Origin of the sequence: Spongiimicrobium salis (assembly GCF_043678055.1) — a bacterium.
Classification (GTDB): Bacteria; Bacteroidota; Bacteroidia; order Flavobacteriales; family Flavobacteriaceae; genus Spongiimicrobium; species Spongiimicrobium salis.
On sequence record NZ_JBHEQA010000001.1, the window covers coordinates 1,664,247 to 1,687,101 of the forward strand.

Genomic DNA, 22,855 nt, shown 5'->3' on the forward strand with positions numbered 1-22,855 from the left:
CAAAACTACCAATCTGGCTTGTATATCAATTGTTCTTTAGGAATCTCAATAGATTTATAGATGGTTTTAACCTTTTCGCTCTCAAATATGAGCACATTAGGAGTGCTTTTTTGCAATACGTTTTTGACAAATCCACCTCCTTGAACATGGTAAAAATAGGTTTGTATCCTTAGCTTGCCCTTAGCATAATTATAAACCCCCAAATCGGCCTTTTTTGGATTTAAGGATGTAAGGTCGTCTTTGTCATACGAATAGAATCGTCCTAGTTTGCCATTCGCATAAAACTTTAGAAATGAGATGTTCAAATTTTCATTTAGGGTATGGTCAGGGAGGTACTCACTGGAAACAATTTTGTATAGTTTGGTGGTATCTATGATTTTATAAACGGCATTGTTTTTATTGGGTTTTATGGTGAATTTACAGCAATTAAATCTCTTGCGGCCATAATCATTTCTGTACGTAATACAACTGCTTATTCCTATTGCCAACACTATTGTGATCGTCCATCTTTTTAGCATAATTACTATGATTTTCAAGGCTTTAAAGCTTGAATTGAATCTAATTTTGTTGTAGCAATTTCGGAAATTTTCTTTAACAGCTCACTATTCCTATATATTTCGCCATAGGTATATGCCGTTTCAATGTAGGCTTGGGTTTTTTTATACATCTTATTTCTATTGTAGACCATGGCCACGTATTCGGCATAATAAAAATCATTTTTAGCATTAGCACCGTACATTATCGCTTTTTCAAGATATTCCAAGGCTTTTTTAAAATCTTTCTTGGAATAATACATTACAGACATAAATTCATACCCTTTAGGTAAATTGGGGATCAATTCCGTACTCTTTTTATAACACTCCAAGGCCCTGTCATATTCTCCATTGTAATAGTAAGCCATACCTAAGGACCAGATGGCTGCGGCACTGCCTGGATAGATATCCACTACTTTTTGAAAATAGCTTTGCGCTTTGGGATAATCTTCTTCTACCAAAAGAGCGTATTCTGCCTGCATAATGTCTCGCTCTGATTGTAACCTGGCCTTTTTAGAGAGTTTATAGGCATTGGTCACTTTTTGTTTGTATTTTTCAGGGTCTTGTTCGTAAAAGCCACCGAATAGCAAACCACTGGGATACGAGGGGTCCAGCTCCATTATTTTAGCGGCCTTTCTTTCAAATTCTTCCTTATCTCCATAGAAATAGAAGTTTTTTTCCAAATCGTTTAAAAGCTGATGTACTTCGGGTACTTTTGAATCTACGGGGAGGGTAAAACCATATGTTTTTAAATCTGTGGGCGCATACCTTTTTACAAATTCATCTTCTATTTCACGTTGTGTTTTTGGGGAATTACAAGAAAAAAGAAGGATGGTGATTCCAAGGAAAGATAGATATTTGATTGTTGTCATGATATTTTTTTGATTTGTTGTAAACATATTTTGGAAAGAGAATGTTGTGTAAAGGGCTAGTACAATAAAATGGACCTATTAAGGGATTTTACTGATATTTTCTAGCGTAAATCCATTGTGAAATGTCACTTGCGTGAGTTTTTGGGTAATATCTGGGGATGCGCCATAGGTGCCGTCGGGTTTGCGGAAAAAATAGGTTCTATGTGTTGCCAATTTTTGCCCCTCGATCTCCGTATAGGCGTAGGCAGCGAGAATCGTAGGAGTCAAAATCCCAAAAGCAGGTAATGAAAAGTAAAAACGATCGATCAGTATTGTTTCAGGGTTAATATAGAGGATGTAAGTATCATTGAGTGCCTTTCCAGTAATCGCAGCATCATAGGTGATTTCAATTTTGTCATAAGCAATACCCTCATAATTTTCTTTTCCCAGATATCGAGCAAGGGTTCCTTTGTCATTTAACTTATAAGGCATCACAAACCAGAAGTAATTAGCGCGGCGCAGAAATTCTGCTCGTGCACTTTTGGTTTTGTCCAGTATTTTTTCTTGGTCAACCATAGCAATGGTCGTTTGTCCATTGAAAAATTGTGTAATGGCACCTTCGATTTCGGGGAAAGCATTGATATCATGCTGGGAATAATGACCAAAGGAAGCTTCCGATTTAAATAGGTAACGCTCTACGGAAAGATCGGCCTTTCCGTTGGGCAAACGGTATTCATAGTGATATTCCACATCTTGTTTTCGCAGTAGGTTTTTCCATCCGCCATGGTGGTATTCCACTGCAGCAAGAATCGCTTGGGGATCTCCCTCAATATATTTGGGTACAGGAGTTGTTGTTATTTTTTTGTTTTCTATGGATACGGAAGTTTCTTTTTCTCCTTTGCAACTCGAAAAGAGAAACAGCAATACAAGAATAGTGAAATATGGTTTTTGAATCATGATGTGGTATGGGTTTTGAACTTGAATTTCAAGTTCAAAACTATAGAAATACGTCAATGGAGGGGAAAAGAGGAGTCAATAGGGTGCCAAACGAGGATAGAAAGACGGTTGTCGCGGACCAAAAGGGGAGTTCTATAGTTATGAATGGTTAGGATTCCATAAAAAATGCCCCAATATCAATATCGAAGCATTTTAAGTAAAAACGTAGGAGTTGTAATTAACAACCCAATCCAGATACAGAAGGAGTGCCATCTGGACAGTTGAGATCACAACTCACCTGAATGATTTCCAAATAGCCTTGTGAACCTTGGACAATACATCCGCAGCAGAATCTAAAACCTCCTGGAATGGTAAGCCCTCCGGTGATTTCTCTTTGTTGTTTTCCTGTAAGTTCTTTGGCACCTTGTAGATTTCGTAATTTTTTCATCGTTTGTGTTTTTAGTTGTTTTTTAATAACACACTAATTTAATATTATAATTACTTAATGTGTAAGAAAAGTATTAAATAATTAAGAATTTTATAGATATCATGAAATGTAGAATACGGCCTTCTCGAAAGACGACCGTATTTTTTAGTCATAAATTGTACTATTGTTTTTTGATTGAGAAACAACTATAATTTAGCTAAATTACTTGCTGCATTTTTATTGTTGGGGTTCAATTCCAATGATTTTTCATAAGCTTTTATAGCTTTTTCTTTTTGACCAATTTTTACCAGACATTCTGCCAAACTGTCCATCGCATTTGAACTTTCAGGATGCATGGTACTGTTGTATCGGAATACTTCAAGGGCATCTTCGTTCCTATCCTTTTGAAGTAATTCATATCCAAATCTGTTTATTCCACTTTCATAAAAATTACTGACTAAATACTTCTCCGTAGGATCTTTTATCATTTCAAGGATCTTGTCTACACTTTTTCCTTGATTATAGAATTCCAACATAGATTTAGGCAAGGGCATGTCATAAAGAATATTTCTAACTTCTTGTTTGGGCATGACCACATTGTTGTAATGGTTTTGTAAAATAATAATGGTTTTATCCGTATCTATATTTCGTTCCATATAGGTATTGTAGCCTGGCCATCCACCACTTTTTCTTGCAATTTTACCAAATGGTTCAGTATCTAGCACCCTCCACCCTAATGTATTTTTGGCCAAATCTCCATTTACGAGCATTTCATTGGTAAATATTTCTTGTATTGCTTTTCGGGAAATCAATTGCTCTGTTTGTAGCGCCATATCAAACTTGTATAAGTCCAGAATTGTGGAGTTAACAGAACCGTCTCCGACAATATCTCCGAGCCAGGTGACAAACTGGGTTCTTGGAAACTCCTCTGGAAGGATGTATTTATTTTTAATATATAAATAACCCAAGGCGTAGTTTGGAGTGCTACGTGGATGCGAATTTTTGTCATCCACAAAGGTACGATCCATGTGAAGGGGCTTAAAAATAGCCTTTTCCATAAATTTCGCATAAGACAGCCCCGATACTCTTTCAATAATTGATGCAAGCAATACATAGCCCGTATTGCTATAGGCATTCTGTGTGTTTGGCGCAAAAAGACTGTTTGGACGATAGGTGTTGAGGATGGAAATCACATCTTCATTGGTAGCTACTTTGCTTTTATCCCATATCGTATCCATTACGGACATATAGTCCGGAAGTCCATTCGTATGGTTTAATAAACTTTTTATGGTCACTTCTGGATAGGCGTCCAACTCAGGAAGATATTTGATGACTTTATCCTCTAATTTCAATTTCTTCTTTTCTTTGAGAATCATAATAGCCAATGCCGTGAAAGGTTTTGAAACTGAAGCCAGTTCAAAAGCAGTGTTTTTATTCAATGCTTCCTTGGTGATTTCATTAGCATATCCAAAGCTTTTCTCATAGATTATCTTGCCCTTTTCAGCTATTAAAACATTGCCATTAAAAATGCTCGATTCAGATAAGCTTGTAAATAGGCTATCGATACGTTCCGTTTTATTTTGCGCAAAAGCTGTTGAAATATTAATTATAAGCAATGCAGTTGCTAATAGTATTAATTTAATGTTCATCATAAGTTTTATTTTTTATTGTTATTATTTTTTAAATTCTAATATATCTCCGGGTTCACATTCTAAAATCTCACATATTTTGGCCAAGGTTTCGAAGCGTATTCCTTTGGCTTTTCCTGTTTTTAAGATGGACAGATTGGCCGGGGTCATTCCTAAACGGGAGGAAAGTTCTTTGCTTTGCATTTTACGTTTGGCAAGCATGACGTCTATATTTACAATAATGGGCATAATCTTCTGCTATATAATTAAATCTTGATCTTTTTGTAAACTAACTCCCTGTTTGAATATTTCGGAAAAGAAATACGCAAAAACACCTAGTATAAAGTGTAAAGCAACAAGAAGGAACGCATCGATATCAAAGTTGCCAAAAGCATAGGCAAGAACCGCTGCAATGGATGGAACAATAAGATTGGAACTGTAGAACCACTTCAATTTCCCTATGGCGTGGGTAGTGAATAACTTTTGTTTTGTAAAAACATTAAACACATTGCTCAATAGCATAAAAAATATAGCGTAGAGCATAAAAATCATTAAAAAATCAAATAGGATGTAGGCGATGTTATATTCTCCTATAAGGATAGCTTCCTTGGTAAATGGAAAGAGAATAGTAAAGAAGTCTCCATCTTTTTCTAAGGACCATTTTGTCAATAAACATAAAATGGAATAAAAGGCGACTAAGGCATACATAAAAGCAAGACTTTTACTTATGTAATGCAGGATTTTTGCTAAGGTTCTAACTGTTTTCATTATTAATTTTGATTAAGAAATACATGCAAATAAATAAATAATTATTGTAAAACAATAATTATTTATCATAAAAATTAATACTAAAAACATAACTACCTCATTTTGAAGGTAGTTATGTTTTGCAGGATCCGGTTATTTTTTAAGTGAATGGAAACAGTATTGGTATTTTTAGTAGAATTCTTCTATGATTTTATGAATATAAAGAATCGCAATCTTTCTGTGGTGGGCCATGCCTTTGCATGGATAGTTAGAACGACCTAAAGGATGCTTTAGCTTCTTGTGTTGTTGGGTTTGCTGTGTTCAAAGTGCCATACAAAAATAAATCACCTTTTAATACAGCTTCTTTGGTCAGACTCAAATAGGCCAACCCGAAATCCGTTATAACTGCATAATGATTTCCATGGCCTAGATAATACAGTTCATTAGATTTTAGGAATCCGTCAAAATCTACATTAAGAACACCTTTGTGACCCTTCAAACTAATATTTCCATGATGTTGGGTTACTTTTCCTTTAGACCGAAATCTGAGTTCAATATGGGTATTTATTTGGGAAACTACTGGTTTGTTTTTTGACCATTCACGAAATAGCTCGGCAAAAATATGTGCTGTTTCTTCAATTAGAATGTGCCTGCCGGCATTTAGCATAATAGCGATGTTCATATTTTCCTCAGGGTAATGAACAATAACAGTTCGTGCGCCCAACCAATTTCCTGCATGTTCAATAGTACGATGACCAAACGTGTCGTATGAATTTCGCCAACTAATACCGACATTTGTTTTTTCTCCATTTTTTAACTTGTGACTTCTAAACATTTCCGTCACAACTTCTTTAGAGATAAATCCATTGGTATAGGCGCACATCATCTTCAATAAATCTGTTGGAGTACTTCTAAAGCCTGCGCCTGGAAGATTATAACTGGTATTTGTCCATCGTTGTTTATGGGGCATTCCTTTTTTCACATAGTAAATCTCAGAATCGTTGGCCGTTAGCTTTTTAATGTCTTCAGGAATTGTCTGTGTCATATCCAAAGCTTTAAAAACAGCCTCTTGCATATAAGTTTCAAAAGGAACTCCAGAAGCCCCTTCAATTACTGCTCCCAATACCACAAAACCATGCGTAGAATATTTATAACTCGTATCAGACTCAAAAAGTAAAGGTTTATCCATTAGTTCAACCATAGGTTTTATATGGATGAACTGTTGCTTTTTATGGCGTTTACCCCTAGGACGATGATCCAATCCCGAAGTATGTCCTGCGAGTTGCCGTGAAGTAAGATTGGCATATTGCGCATCGATATACGGAATATACTTTTTAATAGGTGCATCTAGATCTACTTTTTCCTGTGAAAGCAGTCGCCCAAGGGCGGTAACAGTTATTAACTTTGAAACCGATGCAGCTCTTAATCTTGTAGTAGGAGTCATTTTGATGCCATCTTCTAGATTTGAATAACCAAAACCTTGGGCATATTGTAGGGTGTCGTTTTTGCTTACTGCTATAGAAAACCCAGGGATTCCGGTTTTTTGAATAAAGGCATTGGCCAATGTCTTTACAAGATCGGTATTGGGCAATGCCTTTGAATCTTGTATTGGTCCTACAGTATTATGGTAATCTTGTGCGAACCCAAGGTGATATAGGAATACTGCAATAAATAATGTTGGGAAGACAGTCTTTTTCATGATTTGAATGAGTTTGCTTTTAAAATTAGTTTTTTGCCCCTTTGCGAATTAAATAGTTTATAACCTCCCTATGTTGCCCGCGTTTTGCCATTTTTAATGGGTTTCTTTTTTCTGAGAGGAGGTGATACCCGTCTCGGACCGTTTTATTTACATCCGCCCCTTTTTCAATTAGATATTTTACCACCTCCAAGTGTCCATTCCAAGCAGCCCTGATCAAAGGGGTGTCGTCCCCTATAACCACGGCATTCACCTCTGCGCCCGAAGCCACTAAAAACTGTACAATTTTTAAATGTCCCATACTTGCTGCCGCAATCAAGGGGTTTCCGTCGCCTTTGATTCCTTTATTGATGTCTGCTCCCTGCGCTACCATGGTCTTTACGAAATTTAAATTGCCCAAATGAACTGCCTGAATGAGTGCGGTTCCATCTCCTAAACTGCCCTTATTCACATCGGCCCCATATTCAAGGAGTAGATTTAGTACTTCGTTGTTTCCTGAGCGGGCGGCCATTATAAGGGGGTTGCCATCACCCTCCACCGATGCATTTGGATCAGCACCCTTTTTTAAAAATAATGCTACGATATCATCATTATTACCTGTGACCGCTGCCATTAATGGTGTTCCATCTCCGTTTATCTTTTTATGGACATCTGCGCCCTTTTCCAGTAAGTAGTTCACAAATTCCAAATGCCCATTTCTAGCCGCAATCATTAAAGCACTGGCGTCCCTTTTACCGCGAAAGGAAACTTTTGCTCCAGAATCCATAAGTAATTTCCCCATTTTTAAATCTCCAGTATAGGCTGCGGCCCCAAGTGGATATCTGGGCTCCCCATCTCCGCGGTAATGGCAATTAGGCGAGGTTTTTGACAGCAAGTTTTCTGCCTCTGCACTATTTCCGCTTTTAACCGCCGAGAGTAATGCACGACAATTGCTGGATTGTGCAGAAAGCATTGAATGACAGAATACTAAAATTAAAATCGATACTAATTTTTTCATGATTGTAGTTTTTTAAATGGATTGATACCTATTTGAGATTCAAATGTATAGGCAATACAAATAGGATATTGTTTAAAAAGACGAATCGGCTATTACTGCATATAAATAGGTTTTTTGGGGCTTTATCGGCTTTGTCATCTGGAAGGGCTGTTCTGTAGGAGGCTAGACAGATTTTGACGCAATATTCCAAGGAGTAATTCAATTTTTACCTATTTTTCATTTTTATATGTATGCAAAGACCTCATATACAGATTATATACTTCAGCACAGAGTTGTGTCCCATTTCCTGTTTTGGGGGAGTTTTTTATTCATTTTCACCCTCTTGGCGACCTTAAATTCCGGTTCTTTTATTGACCATCTTATTAATTACGTTGCTTTATTACCTGTTCAAATGATGGCAGCCTATAGTTTGGTTTATTTTCTGGTGCCCCAGTTTCTTTTGAAGAAAAAATATCTTACACTTGGAGTATCTTTTGTCGTTTCTGCTTATGTGTTTGCAGTAATTGCACGTTTAGTGGTAATCTATATTGCAGAACCTTTCATTCGAGAGAATTTCGAACAAGAGTCGGTATTGGAGGTCATTTCGGATCCTTATTACCTGTTTATAGCTTACTTTCCTGCAGTATATGTGGTTGTTTTTTTGATGCTTGCCCTGAAAACAATCAAACAACGTTTTGAAGAGAAACATCAAATGCAAGTACTACAAAAGGAAAAAGTAAGCAATGAGCTTAAGTTTCTAAAAGCCCAAATACATCCACATTTTTTGTTCAATACACTCAATAACCTATATGCGCTGACTTTGAGAAAATCTGATGTGGCTCCTAGAGTGGTTCTAAAACTCTCTGAAATGCTCGACTATATGTTGTATCAATGCAATGAAAGGAGAGTGGCTATTGAAAATGAAATTACCTTAATACAAGGGTATATCGATTTGGAAATGCTGCGATACGGATCGCAACTGGAAGTAGTTTTCAATCATGTAAGGGGGGTGCAAGACCAGAAAATTGCACCGCTAATTCTACTTGCATTTGTAGAGAATGCCTTTAAACATGGTGCGAGTGGAAATCCTATAGACCCTAAGATACATATAGATTTGGAAATTGAGAATATGGAACTACTCTTCAAGGTGTACAATACAAAGTCCGAAGACCCGAGGCAAGTTTCCAATAGCAAAGGAATAGGTACTGCCAATGTAAATAGACAATTGGAATTGAATTATCCAAACAAACATCAACTAAAAGTCGAGGAAACACTAAAATCATATTCCATAACATTAAAAGTAGATTTGAAGTAAGCGCTTATGTCCATAAAATGTTTAATAGTTGATGACGAACCTTTAGCCATTGAAATTATTGAAGGCTATGTAGCGCAAATTCCAGACTTGCTGCTCGTCGCTACTTTCGAAAACCCTATAAGTGCCTTGGATTTTCTAAATGTTAACACTATTGACTTAATTTTTATGGATATTGAGATGCCCTTGCTGACAGGTGTCGATTTTGTAAAAACATTAAAGCATAGGCCTCAGGTTATTTTTACTACGGCCTACCGCAATTATGCTATTGAGAGTTATGAGTTGGAGGTAGTAGATTATTTGTTAAAACCAGTCTCCTTTGCTCGTTTTTTCAAAGCCGTCAATCGATTTAAGAAGCAAACAAGCGAACATATTGTGATATCTAGTATCCATACCGGTTTAAAGAACGATCACATCTATGTAAATGCGAATAAGAAGTTTATCAAAGTGCTCTTTGATGATATTATTTATGTAGAAAGTATTAAGGATTATATTCGTATTCATACGGTGAATGAAAATGTAGTAACTCGGGATAAGATTAGTGAATTTGAAAAAAAGATTCCGGAGAATTTCCTTAGAGTACACCGTTCCTACATTGTAAACACCCATAAAATAACAGCATTTACATCGGTGGATATTGAAATAGAATCAAAGGAAATCCCTATAGGGGAAAGTTATAAAAAGGAGATCTTATCAAAACTAAAAAAGTCCAATAAGTAGTAAAAAGAAGAAAGCCTGGGAACCACCCCAGGCTTTAAATTTTATTTCCGGGAACCACCCCGAAAAATAACCAAACCAAACTTACAAAAATATGAAACTTTAGTATTCTAAAGTATTCTTACCCCTATAGTCGAACACTTTTTAGACTCCTTACTTTTTATTTTAAAAAAAATTAAAAAAAGTAATATTTAGGAAATTCGGAATACTTGCCTATACGATTTTTTAACTCAATTTTGGATTAGGATAGTTGTCGGATTGGTCTTCTACCGTATTATCCAAACAGCTAAAGTCCTTTTCAACCAAAAGCGAGAGGGTAGAAGTATCATTCCAATCTACAGCGTTCCTATATCCTATAAGGTTGCTGTTGGCCCAGGTAGATAATGCTTCTTGTGGCATGTAAATGGTAATCCTATTATTTAAAAAATTAGCCTCCAATTCTTCAATGCCAGCCTTGGCCTTAAGGCAATAGACTAGTGTATTATTTGCAAAGGTCGTAGACTCCGCGTAGAAGCCCTCTTTACAGAATGTTTCTACTTCGGTCTTGGTCAATCGAAACCGTACTGAATTGCCTTTGATTCGTATCTTCATTTTTTTATTTTAATCGATTTAATGTAGCTTCGCTAATTTTGTAGTTTACGGTGACCCTAGTGCCTTCCCCAGGGATGGAATTGATGAACAGGCGCCCATTGATATAACTTATACGCTCTTTCATAAAAAAGACGCCCATTCCGCCTTCACTGTTCTTTTTGGGAATCTTATCCAGGACAGAAGGATCAAAGCCTTTGCCATCATCATCAATGACCACGCTCAAAAGTTCGTCAACATGGCTTATGGTAACTAGGATATAGTTGGCATCCGAATACTTAATGGCGTTATTGACGGCTTCTTGGGTTACTCTATAAATGTTTGTTTCCGCTAATGAATCAAAGCGGATATTCCGTTTGGTATTGTTCTCAAACAAAATGTTTTTCCCCGTGAGCTTACTCAGTTCGACGGTCATTTTTTGCAGTGCTGGAAAAATCCCATGGTCTTCCAACTCCGGAGGGGTAAGATTAAAAGTCGCCGTACGTACCCCTTTTATCAAATCTGAAGCCAATGTTTTCAGATAGGCGATTTTTTCCTTTGTCTTTTCCTTCTGATCTATGTTTATGGATTCAATATTGAATTTTAGCGCGGTGAGCATTTGCCCGATGCCATCGTGAATGTCTTTTGCAATACGTTTTCGTTCCTCTTCCTGTCCTTCTACAATCTGACTGGCCTGCAACTGCTTTTGTTGCATACGTTCCTCATAGTTCTGCTTGGTCAGTTCTTCAATTTTCAACTGGTTCTTTTTGCGTTCTGTAATGTCCGAACACAAGATCAGGATGCTTTGTTCCAAGCTAGATTGGTGCATGGGGATAATGGACATATCCAACCAAAGCTGTTTTCTTGTTTTGGTCATTATCTCTATTTCCTCTGTGCGAATGTTTTTTCGCTTGCTCTTGACCATCTCACGGAGGTATTGTTGCTGCCCTTCATCTTCGGATAGAATTTCTGCAAGTGATGCGTTCATCTGTATCTGGGAAATACCCAATAAATTCAGAAATTTTTTGCTGATAAAAACAACCGTACCATTTTTTCGGATGCTTGCAAAAAGCGCAGCATTATCAATAACAAAATTGAGCTCTTGGAGCTGTTGCAATGAACGTTCCTTTTCTTGGAAAAGACGTTTGACCTCAGAGGCAGTTTTGTCCGATGCTATCTGATTTTGAATCAATTTTGAAATGGTCTCGCGTATCTGGATGGATAGCGGTCTAAAAATAAAGACCACCTCCAATAAGAGAATGAGAAGGGATAGGACCAACAGAAGGTATTCCTTGAGTTTTAGTTTTTGCAGCTTGCCTTTGCTCAGGGCATCGTATTGATTTACGATGGCATCCATTTTTGTCAAAAAATCGCTTTCATTGGCCAAAAGCACTTGGAGTTGTTTTTCATAAGATGAAAGACCTTCCTTTTGGTCCAAGGGTTCGCTCAAAATGGCTTCTGCAGCCCCTACCATGGCTTGATGATGGGGATTTAATGCCTGAAACAAACTAAGGATAGTTTCGTTTTTTTCCTTAGGGAGCCCAATACTATCATTTCCGTACTGAAGTCCTTCATGGGAGGTTTTCCATGTGCGAAGGCTTAGGCTTAAGTCGCGCTTAATTTTTTGCTGCCTCTCGACATCGGTATTGGTGGTTCCAAGAAGCAGTGCTTCTTTGACTAATTTTTGACTAAAAGCTCTTTGGCGCCCGGCCACATTGATTACTCTGGAATCGTTCAACTGTGAATTCAGATGTTGTTGAATTAGAATTTGAGCTACAATAATGGTTAAAGCTATGGTGGCTATGGCCAAGAGATACCATTTTCTGACCCTTAAGAAAGTGGCGGTATCCAGTGCCTGTTGTTGCTTTTGATGTTCCATGCCTCATAAATGCCGGTAAAGCATTATTTTGAGAAACCAATATACACAAAGTTATTCTCAATTTTTACGGGATAGGTAGCAATACCCTTCATCTGTCCGTTAAGATGTTCCCCTGTTCTTAAAGAGAAGGTGTTTTTGTGCAGCGGACAGGCTACTTTGGGATGGTCCCCATCTACGCCGATCATTCCTCTTGATAATACCATTTCCATTTTATGCGGACAGAGGTTCTGGCAAGCATACCATTCTCCTTTGCGGGTAAAATTGAACACAGCGATTTGTTTATCCTTATACTTTATACAGGCTCCGCCATTGGCAGGGAATTTGGAAACCTCGGCGGCCTTAAACCAAATGTTCACTTCTTCTGGTTTTGTGCCTTGATATAGGTTCAATGTTGCTATCATAATATAATAATTTATGGTTTTTGAAAATAGCCCTTGTCTCCTTGAAAATTAAGTCCAGGCTTTAGGCATTTTTTGTCCTCGCATCGGAACAAATTCAATATTGCTATCCTCTTCTTCCGAATTGACAAAATGGGTATACCTTGCCCTAATTTCTGGTGTTTCTACAGCTTCTTTCCATTCGCATTTGTAGGTGTTGGCATAGTCTTGCATTTCGGCATCCAACTCTTCTGCAATACCTAAGGAATCATGGATCACAACATTTTTTAAGTAGGTGATTCCACCTTCCAATTTTTCGAGCCAAGCGGCTGTTCGGGTCAGGGGTGCTGCAGTTTTAATATAGAACATCAGGAAACGATCCACATATTTGACCGCCGTTTCCTTATCTACTTTTTCCACTAAAAGCTCAGCATGCTTTGGATTTGCTCCTCCGTTCCCGCAAACGTATACATTCCACCCTCCTTCGACTGCGATAAAGCCAAAGTCCTTGCAACGGGCTTCGGCGCATTCGCGAATACAACCAGATACCCCTCCTTTCATTTTATGAGGTGAACGGATGCCTTTATACCTGTTTTCAATTTCTATGGCGAAGCTTACACTTTCGTCCATTCCATAGCGGCACCACGTGGATCCTACACAGCTTTTCACCGTCCGCAAGGCTTTTCCATAGGCGTGTCCGCTTTCAAAACCTTCATGGATCAGTTCTTCCCAAATAAGGGGAAGTTCATGCAGTTGTGCGCCAAACATATCAATGCGTTGCCCTCCAGTTATTTTAGTATATAAGTCATATTTCATTCCAATACGTCCCAAGGCCATCAATTGTTTTGGCGTAATTTCACCCCCAGCAACCCTGGGAACCACCGAGTAAGTTCCATTCCGTTGAATATTGGCCAAATACCGATCGTTCGAATCTTGAATAGTTTCCTGTTTATTGGCTGTTTCATTGTATACGCTTGCAAAAATAGCAGCAATGGCAGGCTTGCAAACTTCGCAACCATCACCTTGGCCTACGGTATTGAGCAGTTCTTCATAATCTTGAATACGGCGCAGTTTTACGATATCATATAACTCTTGGCGCGAATAATCAAAATGTTCGCAAATACGGGTTTTGACCGTTTTCCCCAGAGACTTTAGACTTTCGGTGACCAAATCTGCCACCATAGGTTTACAGCCGCCACAGCCTGTGGTTGCTTTAGTAGCTGCAGTTATAGCCTTTACGCTTTCGTGTCCTTCTTCGGTCACGGCCTTACAAATGGCACCTTTAGTCACAGATTCACAGGAACAGACCACCGCTTCATCGGGTAGCTCCATGACACTGCCCATAACTGCCCCATCGTTTCCTCTGGTGCCCAAAATTAAATCTTCTGGATTTTCTGGTAATGGCATTTCATTTTGCTGCAATTGCAACAGCATATTGTAAGCCGAAGCATCTCCTACCAAAATACCGCCCAGTAATCTTTTTCCATCCTTGGAAACATTGATGCGTTTGTACAATCCTTGTAATTTATTTTCAAAGACAATGGTATGTGCTTCTTCTTCTGAAGTAAATGGGCTTCCAAAACTGGCGACGTCAACACCTATAAGCTTCAGTTTGGTAGACATATCTATACGTTCAGCCATAAGATTATCTTTTCCCAATATCTGATCTACGGCCACTTGAGCCATTTCGTAACCCGGAGCAACCAAACCATAAATCATTTGTTTGTATAGTGCGACTTCTCCAATGGCAAAAATATGGGGATCAGAAGTGCGCATTGTATTATCCACTACAATACCCCCTCGGGCACCAACTTCAAGATCACATGTTCTGGCCAATTCGTCCCGAGGGCGAATACCTGCCGAAATAATAAGCATATCGACATCCAACGGATTTCCTTCGGAGAATTCCATGCCTTGAATGCTTCCATTACCTAGGATTTGTTGGGTAGTTTTACTCAGGTGAACGCTAATTCCCAAGGCCTTCATTTTGGTTTCTAAAGCCTTACTGCCCTCCGTATCCAATTGACGGGGCATCAAGCGAGGGGCAAATTCCACTACATGTGGTTCCAATCCCATATCCTTCACGGCTTTGGCCGCTTCAAGCCCTAAGAGACCACCACCAAGTACAGCGGCTCTGCCGCCTTTGATGCTGGAAGCATAGCTCATGGTTTCTTCTAAGTCTTCTATGGTTCGGTACACAAATACCCCCTTTTTGTCCACACCCTTAATGGGTGGTACAAAAGGAGCAGAACCCGTTGCTAGGACCAGATAATCATAGGAAAAAGCTTTTTTGCTTAAAGTGATTATAGTTTTCGTTTCTTTTTGAATGTCCACAACAAGTTCATTGGTGTAGAGTTCAATACCATTTTCCGCATACCAAGATTGTGGTGCAAGGGTCAATTTTTCGGCATCGCCACTCTCAAAAAAATCACTAAGATGCACCCTATCATAGGCGACTCTTGGCTCTTCTCCAAAAACGATGAGTTTGTAATTTTTATGAGTTTCTTGCGCTACGAATTTTTCACAAAATTTGTAGCCCACCATTCCATTTCCAATGACTAATACGGTTTTCATAGTTACTTTGATTTAAAACGGAATGACAATATTACGTATAATTACGTATTTTTAATCTAATTTTATCAAAATAATTACGTATTCTTGTTGCGAAATTCATAAAACCAACCTATAATTAATTGCAATGATACAATCAAAAAAATACCCTAAGGTGAGTTTGGTAGGTGCCGGACCAGGGAGCAAAGACCTTATTACAAGGAGAGGTTTTCGGGTTTTGCAAAATGCTGACGCAATTTTATATGATGCTTTAATAGATAAAAGTTTATTAGATGAAGTAGCAGGAGAAATCCCAAAAATATACGTAGGGAAGCGTTGTGGAAAACACCTTGTTACACAAGAAAAGATCAATAGGCTATTGGTGGAATGCGCCTTTAATTATGGACATGTTGTACGTCTAAAAGGAGGTGATCCTTTTGTTTTTGGAAGAGCCTCAGAGGAAATTGCCCATGTAGAGTCTTTTGGAATACCCGTTGAGGTGGTCCCTGGAGTTTCGAGTGCCATAGCAGTTCCTGGAAATCAAGGAATTCCACTAACGCAAAGGGGTATTGCCACAAGTTTCTGGGTAATGACGGCTACAAAAAGTGATGGCACTTTTTCCGAAGACCTGAAGTGGGCCGCCCAATCCTCATCAACCATGGTGATTCTTATGGGGGTTCGTAAATTCGTTGAAATTGCCCGAGAAATCATAAAATATAGGAGCGGAGCTACCCCTGTAGCACTGATTCAAAACGGAACTTTAAAAAATGAAAGCTACACTATAGGCACACTGGACCAAGCCGAAATTCTGGCAAAATCCGTAGATGTTTCCCTTCCAGGGATTATTATAGTTGGTGATGTCGTTGCGGAACACCCTTCTTTTTTTGAAGATGAAATACAACGTGTTTTACGGTCGGCGATTTAAATCACCGAACAGGTAGTAGCATACGTATATCTTGTTTTCATCCATAATGCCCCATCTGCCAGAGCTAGACAAGGTTTTTCGTATTCAGTAATATTGTAGCCTCTTTTTTGACATCTTCTAAATTTTGGGATCAAGGAATTTTCATCTACATAAAAATACGTAGTAAAAAGATGTTTTTTATTGGTACTACGTATTAATACTTAAATATGTTTTATGTTTGCTACGTAGATCAATAATTCACTCTAAAACATACCTATTATGAAATCAATCCTAAAACAAGCCTTCTATACGCTACTTTTACTGGTTTTGGTCGCCTGTGGAGGAAAAACCGAAAAGAAGTCCAAAGAAACCGCGCAGGTAGCTATCCCAGACAATGCATTGGAAATAGAGAAACCGCAGTTGACCTTCGGGTTCATTAAATTAACCGATATGGCTCCCTTGGCCATCGCCAAAGAAAAAGGATTTTTTGAAGATGAGGGATTATTCGTCTCCGTAGAGGCGCAATCTAACTGGAAAAACGTTTTGGACCGTGTTATCGACGGTCAGTTGGATGGATCACATATGTTATCGGGACAACCTATTGCGGCCGGCGCCGGATTTGGTAGGCAGGCCGAATTGATCACTCCTTTTTCCATGGACCTCAATGGGAATGGCATTACCGTGTCCAATGATGTATGGTCCAAAATGAAGCCCAACCTGCCCAAGGACACCGATGGAAAACCCGTGCATCCCATCAAGGCCGATGCCTTGAAACCGGTGATTTCAGCATACAAAAACAACGGAAAACCCTTTAAGATGGGTATGGTGTTTCCGGTATCTACCCACAATTACGAGATTCGTTATTGGTTGGCCGCGGCTGGGATCCACCCGGGAATGTACACCGCAAATAATGTACAGGGGCAAATAGATGCGGAAGTATTGCTTTCCGTGACCCCACCACCGCAAATGCCCGCTACCCTGGAAGCGGGAACCATCTATGGGTATTGTGTGGGCGAGCCTTGGAACCAACAAGCGGTGTTTAAGGGTATAGGCGTACCGGTAACTACCAATTACGATATCTGGAAAAACAATCCGGAAAAGGTATTTGTGATGACCAAAAAGTTTGTGGAAGAGAACCCTAATACGGCCATTGCCGTGACCAAGGCACTGATTCGTGCTGGGAAATGGTTGGACGAACCTGAAAATCGCACCGAGGCAGTGAAAATTCTTTCCATGCCTCAATATGTAGGTGCAGATGAAGTGGTGTTGGCCAATTCTATGACCGGAACTTTTGAGTTTGAAAAAGGAGATAAACGTTCTATGCCCGATTTTAATGTTTTCTATAAATACAATGCCACCTATCCCTTCTATTCCGACGGCATATGGTTCTTGACTCAAATGCGCAGATGGGGCCAGATTCCAGAAGCAAAGCCTGCTGCTTGGTATGAGGAGACTATAAAAGATATTTATCGTCCGGATATCTGGAAGAAAGCGGCCGAGTTATTGGTGGCAGAAGGTCATATTCCGGCAACGGATATTCCCGTCACGGATGGATACAAGCCGGCTACTTCAGATTTTATTGATGGAAAGACCTATGATGCCAAAGACCCTATAGGGTATATCAATAGCTTCCAGATTGGAAATAAAGAGGATTCCTCGCTGTAAAAACCTTAAAGATTGCAATTATGAAACAAAGTGTAAGTGTAACCAAAACGCGAGAATTGAAATGGGCCAGTATCGTGAAGGCGTTATTGTACAGTTTCAAGGTCAAGATACCCAAGTTCAACGTCAAAACCTTGGTGAAAAAAATAGGGATTCCGCTCTTGTCCATCCTACTTTTTATCGGACTCTGGCATATGGGAGCGAAAGCGCTTTACAATACTGAAGCGGATTATAAAATCGAAAAGGCCATGACGGACCAAGGTCAGGAGGCTGCGGATGCCATGGCTGCCTGTATTGCATCCGGGGATATCAGTTGTCAGCCCAATACCCTGCCTTCACCAGCCCAGGTATGGGAATCTTTTAATACGCTTATTGCCGATCATAGAGTAATCAGTGCCGATAAATTGGCCTTTAAGGAAAAGACGGCTGCCTTGAACGAAAAACGCATGGCAGCAGGCAAGGACCCTATTACCTATACGGGAAGACCTTCTTTTGTAGATCAGATATTGACCAGTTTAAAAACCGTATTTGCAGGCTTTTTACTGGCATTCATCATCGCTATACCCATAGGCATCATTATTGGCCTGAGTGAGACTTTACGGAATTCTTTCAATTGGTTGATCCAAATCTTCAAACCTGTTTCCCCTGTGGTATGGCTACTTTTGGTTTTTATGATCGTAAAGACCTTGACGAAGGATTCCAATTCGGACAGTGCCTTTATTATTTCATTTATTAGCGTAGGCCTATGTGCCATGTGGGCTACTTTAGTGAATACCGCTATGGGGGTTTCCGCTGTGGACAAGGACTATATCAATGTGGCCAAAGTGCTAAAATTGGGACCTTTTCAAAAAGTCTTTAAAATCATCCTACCGTCTTCCCTCCCTTTGATTTTTACAGGACTTCGGATAACTCTCTCCGTGGCATGGATGGTCTTGATTGCCATTGAACTTTTGGCACAAAGCCCTGGTTTGGGATCTTTTGTTTGGGAAGAGTTTCAAAATGGCGCCAATGATTCCAATTCCAAGATTATTGTAGCTATGTTCATCATAGGAATTATTGGCTTTCTATTGGACCGCATCATGTTGACCATTCAGAATATGGTTTCGTTCAATAAAAATGCAACCGCCTAAAAGTTAAAATTATGGCCTATTTGGAACTAAAAAATGTAAACAAAACCTACGGGGAGGGAAAGCATGCCACGGAGGTATTGAGCAATATCAACCTAAGTATTGAAGAAGGAGAATTTGTAGCGATCGTGGGATTTACAGGAAGTGGAAAAACCACTTTGGTGAACCTGATCAATGGATTGTTGAAACCCACAAGCGGGCAAGTCCTTTTTAAAGGGGAATCCGTAGAGGACACTAGCCATGAGCGTGGCGTAATTTTTCAGAACTATTCTTTATTGCCATGGCTTAGCGTTGGGCAAAATGTAGCTATGGCCGTTAAAGAAGCTTTTCCCAAGAAACCAAAAGAATTCATTAAAGAACGTGTTGCACAATACGTAGCCATGGTCAATTTATCCCCAGCCATCAATAAGAGGCCCAAGGAACTATCTGGAGGAATGCGACAGCGTGTGGCGGTAGCGCGTGCACTGGCCATGAATCCGGAGATGATCATCATGGACGAACCTTTGGGAGCTTTGGATGCCCTGACACGTGGAAATCTTCAGGATGAAATACTGAACATATGGAGTAAGGACAAACGGACGGCCCTGCTGATTACCAACGATGTGGATGAGGGCATCTATATGGCAGATCGCATCATTCCCCTAAGACCTGGGCCTAAAGCCACTTTGGGGCCTGAATTTAAAATTGACATCGCGAGACCTCGGGATAAAACAGCTTTGAACGACAATCCGGTCTATAAAAAAACCCGAAATGCGATCATCGAATATTTAATGGGTATCGGGGAAGAACGCAGATCAAGATCTAAGGAGGTCTATGAATTGTCCGAATTGATGCCGAAAAGTTTTATCAGTTAAAAACAGCCTATCATGGTATTGGAAAATATTAGTGCGAAAGAAACACACGAAAACGGAATTGTATTTCCTTCTGACAAGGTGATGTTGGATTTACAGGATTTAAAAAAAGTATACCCAACTCCAAAAGGTGACTATGTGGTATTGGAGCACCTTAACCTTCAGATTCTAAAAGAAGAATTTGTCACCATAATAGGGCATTCCGGATGTGGAAAAACAACTATGCTCTCTATGATTGCGGGCTTAAACCCTATTTCGGGAGGAAATATTGCAGTGCTTGGAAATCCAATAAAAGGCCCCGGACCAGATAGAGGCGTTATCTTTCAAGCGCCCAGCTTAATGCCCTGGATGAGTGCATTGCAAAATGTAATGTTGGGTGTAAACCGGGTATTTCCCCATGCGAGCAAAAGCCAACGTAAGGATATCGCCAAATACTACCTCCACAAAGTAGGTCTTGAGGATGCCTTTGACAAAAAAGCCCATGAACTCTCACAAGGAATGCAACAACGGGTAGGTATTGCCCGTGCTTTTGCCATAAAACCCAAGGTGCTATTGTTGGATGAACCCTTTGGAATGCTCGATTCCTTGACCCGGGGAGAACTTCAGGATATTCTCATTGAGATTTGGAACAAAGAAAAAATCACGGCGGTCATGATTACCCACGATGTGGATGAAGCTATTTTCTTAGCGGATAGAGTAGTGATGATGACCAGTGGTCCAAGGGCTAAAATTGGGGATGTGTTGAAAATAGACTTTGAGCGCCCCCGTACCCGGAAAGCGGTATTGGAACATGAGGACTACTATACTTACCGCAAGCATTTAATTGACTTCTTAGAACACTAAAAACAAAACAACGAACTAAAACTACCTATTATGAAAAGATATTATGCTATCATTATCCTAGTTATCCTATCGATTCAATCTGTAAAATCACAATTTACCCTGGATGCACAGTTTAGACCAAGAACTGAATATAGAAACGGCTTTCAATTTTTACAACAAGAAGGGGCTGACGCCGGTTTTGTAACCAATACCCGAGCTCGTATCGGAGCGGGATATAAGACTGATACTTATCAGATCTATATCAACGTACAGGATGTGCAGATTTGGGGAGAGAATCCTCAGCTTGTTCCCGTAGACGCCAACAATTCCTTCTCGCTCTTTGAAGCTTGGGCAGAATTGCAGTTTGGAGGAGGATGGTCCACAAAATTGGGTCGTCAAGTATTATCTTATGATGATCAACGTTACTTTGGGGGGTTGGATTGGGCCCAGCAAGGGCGATACCATGATTTGGCTATGCTGAAACTGCGAAAAAAGGATTTTATGTTGGATGTAGGTCTTGCCTTCAACCAAGATTTGGATAACCTTGGCGGCCCACTATTCGGTTTCAAAAATTCAGGAACGGAGTTCAATTCGGCCAACCCTTTCCAATACAAGACGATGCAACATCTGTATGCCAAGAAAAAATTCAATGCCTTTAGCGCAAGCTTGGTAGCGGCCAATTTAGGGTTCCAGCAAATTAATGGGGAAACCGGAGAAGTCAGCGACCTTAGAAATACCTTTACCGTAGGGACACACCTGAGCTACAAAAAAGGAAAATTTGGTTTGGCCGGAAATGCCTTTTTGCAGACCGGGGAATTTGTAAATGGAATAGATATCGAAGGCGCCTATCTATTGGGCTTGGAAGCGTCTTATGATGTGAGTACAAAAACCAAATTGGGCCTGGGTATTGAGGCGATTAGTGGAGATGATCCTTCTACCGCAGCAACAGAAGCATTTTTGCCCCATTTTGGAACCAACCACAAATTCAATGGATTCATGGATCATTTTTATGTGGGCAATTGGATCAATAATGTAGGGCTCCTGGACCTCCATGCCAGCGCAACTTTCAAGCTGGGCGAAAAAACGACCCTCTTTTCAAAACTGCTCTATTTTCAGGGAATGGAAGATACGCCAAGTGGGGAACGTAATCTAGGTACGGAATTGGACTTGGTACTGACCCAAAAGTTCAAAGGTTTTGCCCTTAAATTAGGGTATTCCCAACTATTTGCAGCCGATGGCCTGGAGGAGTTGGAAACCATTCGCCTTGGAGCTACGGAAGCGGTAGACTTTAAAGGTTCCCAAAACTGGGCTTGGGCTATGATCGTTATTAAACCCACCTTCTTTACAACGGCCAAGTCGGATAAGTAATCTATTAAAAGTGTTGATTCACTTGGGTCATGTCGACAATGCCGTCGGGATGACCCTTGTTGTTTTTGCAAAACCCAAATAAAATCCCTTATTTTTGCGGTATGTCTACATTGGATTCCACCAACACTATTAAAATTATTCTTGCTGATGATCATGCACTGGTCCGTGATGGAATCAAGGCTTTATTGGAAGAAGAATCGGATTTGGAAGTAGTGGGAGAGGTTTCCAATGGTCTCGAGGCCCTTGGGGCAGTTCAAGAGCAAAGACCGGATATCTTGATTGTTGATATCCGCATGCCAAAGCTTGGAGGTATTGAAACGGTAGAGCGCATTAATTCGTCTGGAGGTGTTGGGACAAAATGTATTATTCTATCCATGCACGATTCCGAAGAATATATTTTGAAGTCTGTTCAGGCCGGAGCGGCCGGTTACCTGCTCAAGGATACCGATAAAAGTGAGTTTATAAAGGCCATTCATACCGTCCAAGATGGAGGAAAGTATTTTAGTGGTGATATTTCCAATGTTTTGGTCAATAACCTTCTGCATCCTACCCCCCAAGAACGTGCTGGGACAAAAAAAACCAAAAACATTCCATTTGACCTTACCAACAAGGAGCTACAAGTGCTGGAATTAATTTTGCAAGGCTTTACGAACAAGGAAATTTCGGAAAAATTGCAGAACAGCAAACGTACCATTGAAACCCATCGCTTTAACCTCATGAAAAAAATGCAGGTTAAAAATCTGATCGATCTTTCCAAGAAGGCACGAAAACATCAATTGATCTAGGTTTCAATCTATTAATTTTGAGGGTAAATTATTATGAATCTTTCGATTTAAGCAAGTACTTTTACTAAATTCTTACTACGTATTAGTACGTAAATTTTTAATTTTCTCATTTGAAAAAGAACGCCTTAAGGCCATTTTTG

General features: G+C 39.6%; 22 protein-coding genes. 9 read left to right on the plus strand and 13 right to left on the minus strand.

Translation table 11 applies throughout. The annotated features are described in order from the left end of the window. Positions 1-5: 5 nt before the first annotated feature. The 9 genes from ACEXOE_RS07370 to ACEXOE_RS07410 form a co-directional block, all read right to left on the minus strand. Positions 6-518 carry a hypothetical protein gene (locus ACEXOE_RS07370; RefSeq protein WP_394748096.1) on the minus strand — a complete coding sequence of 171 codons (513 nt, stop codon included), beginning with the start codon at positions 516-518 and terminating at the stop codon, positions 6-8. Between the two features lie 14 nt (positions 519-532). Further along, positions 533-1,405 (minus strand): tetratricopeptide repeat protein, encoded by an 873-nt coding sequence (locus ACEXOE_RS07375; RefSeq protein WP_394748097.1) that lies wholly within the window; start codon positions 1,403-1,405, stop codon positions 533-535. 78 nt (positions 1,406-1,483) lie between these two features. Beyond that, positions 1,484-2,341: a DUF6503 family protein gene (locus ACEXOE_RS07380; RefSeq protein WP_394748098.1), complete on the minus strand. Its 858-nt coding sequence runs from the start codon at positions 2,339-2,341 to the stop codon at positions 1,484-1,486. A gap of 217 nt (positions 2,342-2,558) precedes the next feature. Continuing rightward, complete coding sequence (locus ACEXOE_RS07385; protein WP_394748099.1) at positions 2,559-2,768, minus strand: hypothetical protein; 210 nt, start codon at positions 2,766-2,768, stop codon at positions 2,559-2,561. Between the two features lie 185 nt (positions 2,769-2,953). Beyond that, a complete protein-coding gene (locus ACEXOE_RS07390) occupies positions 2,954-4,399 on the minus strand; it encodes a serine hydrolase (protein ID WP_394748100.1) in 1,446 nt (481 codons plus the stop codon). Positions 4,400-4,420: 21 nt separating this feature from the next. Next, a complete protein-coding gene (locus ACEXOE_RS07395) occupies positions 4,421-4,624 on the minus strand; it encodes a helix-turn-helix domain-containing protein (protein WP_394748101.1) in 204 nt (67 codons plus the stop codon). 9 nt (positions 4,625-4,633) lie between these two features. After that, positions 4,634-5,143: a DUF2975 domain-containing protein gene (locus ACEXOE_RS07400; RefSeq protein ID WP_394748102.1), complete on the minus strand. Its 510-nt coding sequence runs from the start codon at positions 5,141-5,143 to the stop codon at positions 4,634-4,636. A 247-nt stretch (positions 5,144-5,390) separates the two neighbouring features. Next, on the minus strand, positions 5,391-6,821 hold the full coding sequence (locus ACEXOE_RS07405; protein WP_394748103.1) for a serine hydrolase domain-containing protein: 1,431 nt from the start codon (positions 6,819-6,821) through the stop codon (positions 5,391-5,393). 25 nt (positions 6,822-6,846) lie between these two features. Continuing rightward, positions 6,847-7,815 carry an ankyrin repeat domain-containing protein gene (locus ACEXOE_RS07410; protein ID WP_394748104.1) on the minus strand — a complete coding sequence of 323 codons (969 nt, stop codon included), beginning with the start codon at positions 7,813-7,815 and terminating at the stop codon, positions 6,847-6,849. Between the two features lie 226 nt (positions 7,816-8,041). On the opposite strand from ACEXOE_RS07410, the gene ACEXOE_RS07415 reads away from it, so the two are divergent. Next, positions 8,042-9,109, plus strand: coding sequence for a sensor histidine kinase (locus tag ACEXOE_RS07415; RefSeq protein WP_394748105.1), 1,068 nt, complete (start codon positions 8,042-8,044; stop codon positions 9,107-9,109). 6 nt (positions 9,110-9,115) lie between these two features. Beyond that, positions 9,116-9,826, plus strand: coding sequence for a LytR/AlgR family response regulator transcription factor (locus tag ACEXOE_RS07420; RefSeq protein WP_394748106.1), 711 nt, complete (start codon positions 9,116-9,118; stop codon positions 9,824-9,826). A 222-nt stretch (positions 9,827-10,048) separates the two neighbouring features. Here the strand turns inward: ACEXOE_RS07420 and ACEXOE_RS07425 are convergent, their stop codons facing one another. The 4 genes from ACEXOE_RS07425 to nirB are packed head-to-tail and all read right to left on the minus strand — an operon-like array spanning position 10,049 to position 15,220. After that, the gene (locus ACEXOE_RS07425; RefSeq protein WP_394748107.1) at positions 10,049-10,414 is read right to left on the minus strand and encodes a DUF7009 family protein; all 366 of its coding nucleotides are present in this window, start codon (positions 10,412-10,414) and stop codon (positions 10,049-10,051) included. Positions 10,415-10,418: 4 nt separating this feature from the next. Further along, positions 10,419-12,269 (minus strand): PAS domain-containing sensor histidine kinase, encoded by a 1,851-nt coding sequence (locus ACEXOE_RS07430; RefSeq protein ID WP_394748108.1) that lies wholly within the window; start codon positions 12,267-12,269, stop codon positions 10,419-10,421. 23 nt (positions 12,270-12,292) lie between these two features. Further along, positions 12,293-12,670, minus strand: a complete 378-nt coding sequence (gene nirD / locus ACEXOE_RS07435; RefSeq protein ID WP_394748109.1) for a nitrite reductase small subunit NirD — start codon at positions 12,668-12,670, stop codon at positions 12,293-12,295. Positions 12,671-12,718: 48 nt separating this feature from the next. Further along, the gene (gene nirB / locus ACEXOE_RS07440; RefSeq protein WP_394748110.1) at positions 12,719-15,220 is read right to left on the minus strand and encodes a nitrite reductase large subunit NirB; all 2,502 of its coding nucleotides are present in this window, start codon (positions 15,218-15,220) and stop codon (positions 12,719-12,721) included. A 124-nt stretch (positions 15,221-15,344) separates the two neighbouring features. Here nirB and cobA point away from each other — a divergent pair, with 124 nt between their 5' ends. The 7 genes from cobA to ACEXOE_RS07475 all read left to right on the plus strand — a co-directional run bounded on the left by cobA (position 15,345) and on the right by ACEXOE_RS07475 (position 22,715). Next, on the plus strand, positions 15,345-16,121 hold the full coding sequence (cobA, locus tag ACEXOE_RS07445; protein WP_394748111.1) for a uroporphyrinogen-III C-methyltransferase: 777 nt from the start codon (positions 15,345-15,347) through the stop codon (positions 16,119-16,121). 258 nt (positions 16,122-16,379) lie between these two features. Beyond that, a complete protein-coding gene (locus ACEXOE_RS07450; RefSeq protein WP_394748112.1) occupies positions 16,380-17,765 on the plus strand; it encodes a CmpA/NrtA family ABC transporter substrate-binding protein in 1,386 nt (461 codons plus the stop codon). A gap of 20 nt (positions 17,766-17,785) precedes the next feature. Further along, the gene (locus tag ACEXOE_RS07455; protein WP_394748113.1) at positions 17,786-18,892 is read left to right on the plus strand and encodes an ABC transporter permease; all 1,107 of its coding nucleotides are present in this window, start codon (positions 17,786-17,788) and stop codon (positions 18,890-18,892) included. A gap of 11 nt (positions 18,893-18,903) precedes the next feature. After that, positions 18,904-19,743, plus strand: coding sequence for an ABC transporter ATP-binding protein (locus tag ACEXOE_RS07460; RefSeq protein ID WP_394748114.1), 840 nt, complete (start codon positions 18,904-18,906; stop codon positions 19,741-19,743). A 12-nt stretch (positions 19,744-19,755) separates the two neighbouring features. Further along, the gene (locus tag ACEXOE_RS07465; protein WP_394748115.1) at positions 19,756-20,583 is read left to right on the plus strand and encodes an ABC transporter ATP-binding protein; all 828 of its coding nucleotides are present in this window, start codon (positions 19,756-19,758) and stop codon (positions 20,581-20,583) included. 30 nt (positions 20,584-20,613) lie between these two features. After that, entirely contained in the window at positions 20,614-21,930 is a 1,317-nt protein-coding gene (locus ACEXOE_RS07470; RefSeq protein ID WP_394748116.1) for an alginate export family protein, read from the plus strand. Between the two features lie 101 nt (positions 21,931-22,031). Then, a complete protein-coding gene (locus tag ACEXOE_RS07475; protein WP_394748117.1) occupies positions 22,032-22,715 on the plus strand; it encodes a response regulator transcription factor in 684 nt (227 codons plus the stop codon). The last annotated feature ends 140 nt before the right edge of the window (positions 22,716-22,855 follow it).

What these genes read in the sequence shown, in the direction of transcription:
- ACEXOE_RS07370 (WP_394748096.1), bottom strand. Translation starts at nt 518, where the DNA reads ATGCTAAAAAGATGGACGATCACAATAGTGTTGGCAATAGGAATAAGC.
- ACEXOE_RS07375 (WP_394748097.1), bottom strand. Translation starts at nt 1,405, where the DNA reads ATGACAACAATCAAATATCTATCTTTCCTTGGAATCACCATCCTTCTT.
- ACEXOE_RS07380 (WP_394748098.1), bottom strand. Translation starts at nt 2,341, where the DNA reads ATGATTCAAAAACCATATTTCACTATTCTTGTATTGCTGTTTCTCTTT.
- ACEXOE_RS07385 (WP_394748099.1), bottom strand. Translation starts at nt 2,768, where the DNA reads ATGAAAAAATTACGAAATCTACAAGGTGCCAAAGAACTTACAGGAAAA.
- ACEXOE_RS07390 (WP_394748100.1), bottom strand. Translation starts at nt 4,399, where the DNA reads ATGATGAACATTAAATTAATACTATTAGCAACTGCATTGCTTATAATT.
- ACEXOE_RS07395 (WP_394748101.1), bottom strand. Translation starts at nt 4,624, where the DNA reads ATGCCCATTATTGTAAATATAGACGTCATGCTTGCCAAACGTAAAATG.
- ACEXOE_RS07400 (WP_394748102.1), bottom strand. Translation starts at nt 5,143, where the DNA reads ATGAAAACAGTTAGAACCTTAGCAAAAATCCTGCATTACATAAGTAAA.
- ACEXOE_RS07405 (WP_394748103.1), bottom strand. Translation starts at nt 6,821, where the DNA reads ATGAAAAAGACTGTCTTCCCAACATTATTTATTGCAGTATTCCTATAT.
- ACEXOE_RS07410 (WP_394748104.1), bottom strand. Translation starts at nt 7,815, where the DNA reads ATGAAAAAATTAGTATCGATTTTAATTTTAGTATTCTGTCATTCAATG.
- ACEXOE_RS07415 (WP_394748105.1), top strand. Translation starts at nt 8,042, where the DNA reads ATGTATGCAAAGACCTCATATACAGATTATATACTTCAGCACAGAGTT.
- ACEXOE_RS07420 (WP_394748106.1), top strand. Translation starts at nt 9,116, where the DNA reads ATGTCCATAAAATGTTTAATAGTTGATGACGAACCTTTAGCCATTGAA.
- ACEXOE_RS07425 (WP_394748107.1), bottom strand. Translation starts at nt 10,414, where the DNA reads ATGAAGATACGAATCAAAGGCAATTCAGTACGGTTTCGATTGACCAAG.
- ACEXOE_RS07430 (WP_394748108.1), bottom strand. Translation starts at nt 12,269, where the DNA reads ATGGAACATCAAAAGCAACAACAGGCACTGGATACCGCCACTTTCTTA.
- nirD (WP_394748109.1), bottom strand. Translation starts at nt 12,670, where the DNA reads ATGATAGCAACATTGAACCTATATCAAGGCACAAAACCAGAAGAAGTG.
- nirB (WP_394748110.1), bottom strand. Translation starts at nt 15,220, where the DNA reads ATGAAAACCGTATTAGTCATTGGAAATGGAATGGTGGGCTACAAATTT.
- cobA (WP_394748111.1), top strand. Translation starts at nt 15,345, where the DNA reads ATGATACAATCAAAAAAATACCCTAAGGTGAGTTTGGTAGGTGCCGGA.
- ACEXOE_RS07450 (WP_394748112.1), top strand. Translation starts at nt 16,380, where the DNA reads ATGAAATCAATCCTAAAACAAGCCTTCTATACGCTACTTTTACTGGTT.
- ACEXOE_RS07455 (WP_394748113.1), top strand. Translation starts at nt 17,786, where the DNA reads ATGAAACAAAGTGTAAGTGTAACCAAAACGCGAGAATTGAAATGGGCC.
- ACEXOE_RS07460 (WP_394748114.1), top strand. Translation starts at nt 18,904, where the DNA reads ATGGCCTATTTGGAACTAAAAAATGTAAACAAAACCTACGGGGAGGGA.
- ACEXOE_RS07465 (WP_394748115.1), top strand. Translation starts at nt 19,756, where the DNA reads ATGGTATTGGAAAATATTAGTGCGAAAGAAACACACGAAAACGGAATT.
- ACEXOE_RS07470 (WP_394748116.1), top strand. Translation starts at nt 20,614, where the DNA reads ATGAAAAGATATTATGCTATCATTATCCTAGTTATCCTATCGATTCAA.
- ACEXOE_RS07475 (WP_394748117.1), top strand. Translation starts at nt 22,032, where the DNA reads ATGTCTACATTGGATTCCACCAACACTATTAAAATTATTCTTGCTGAT.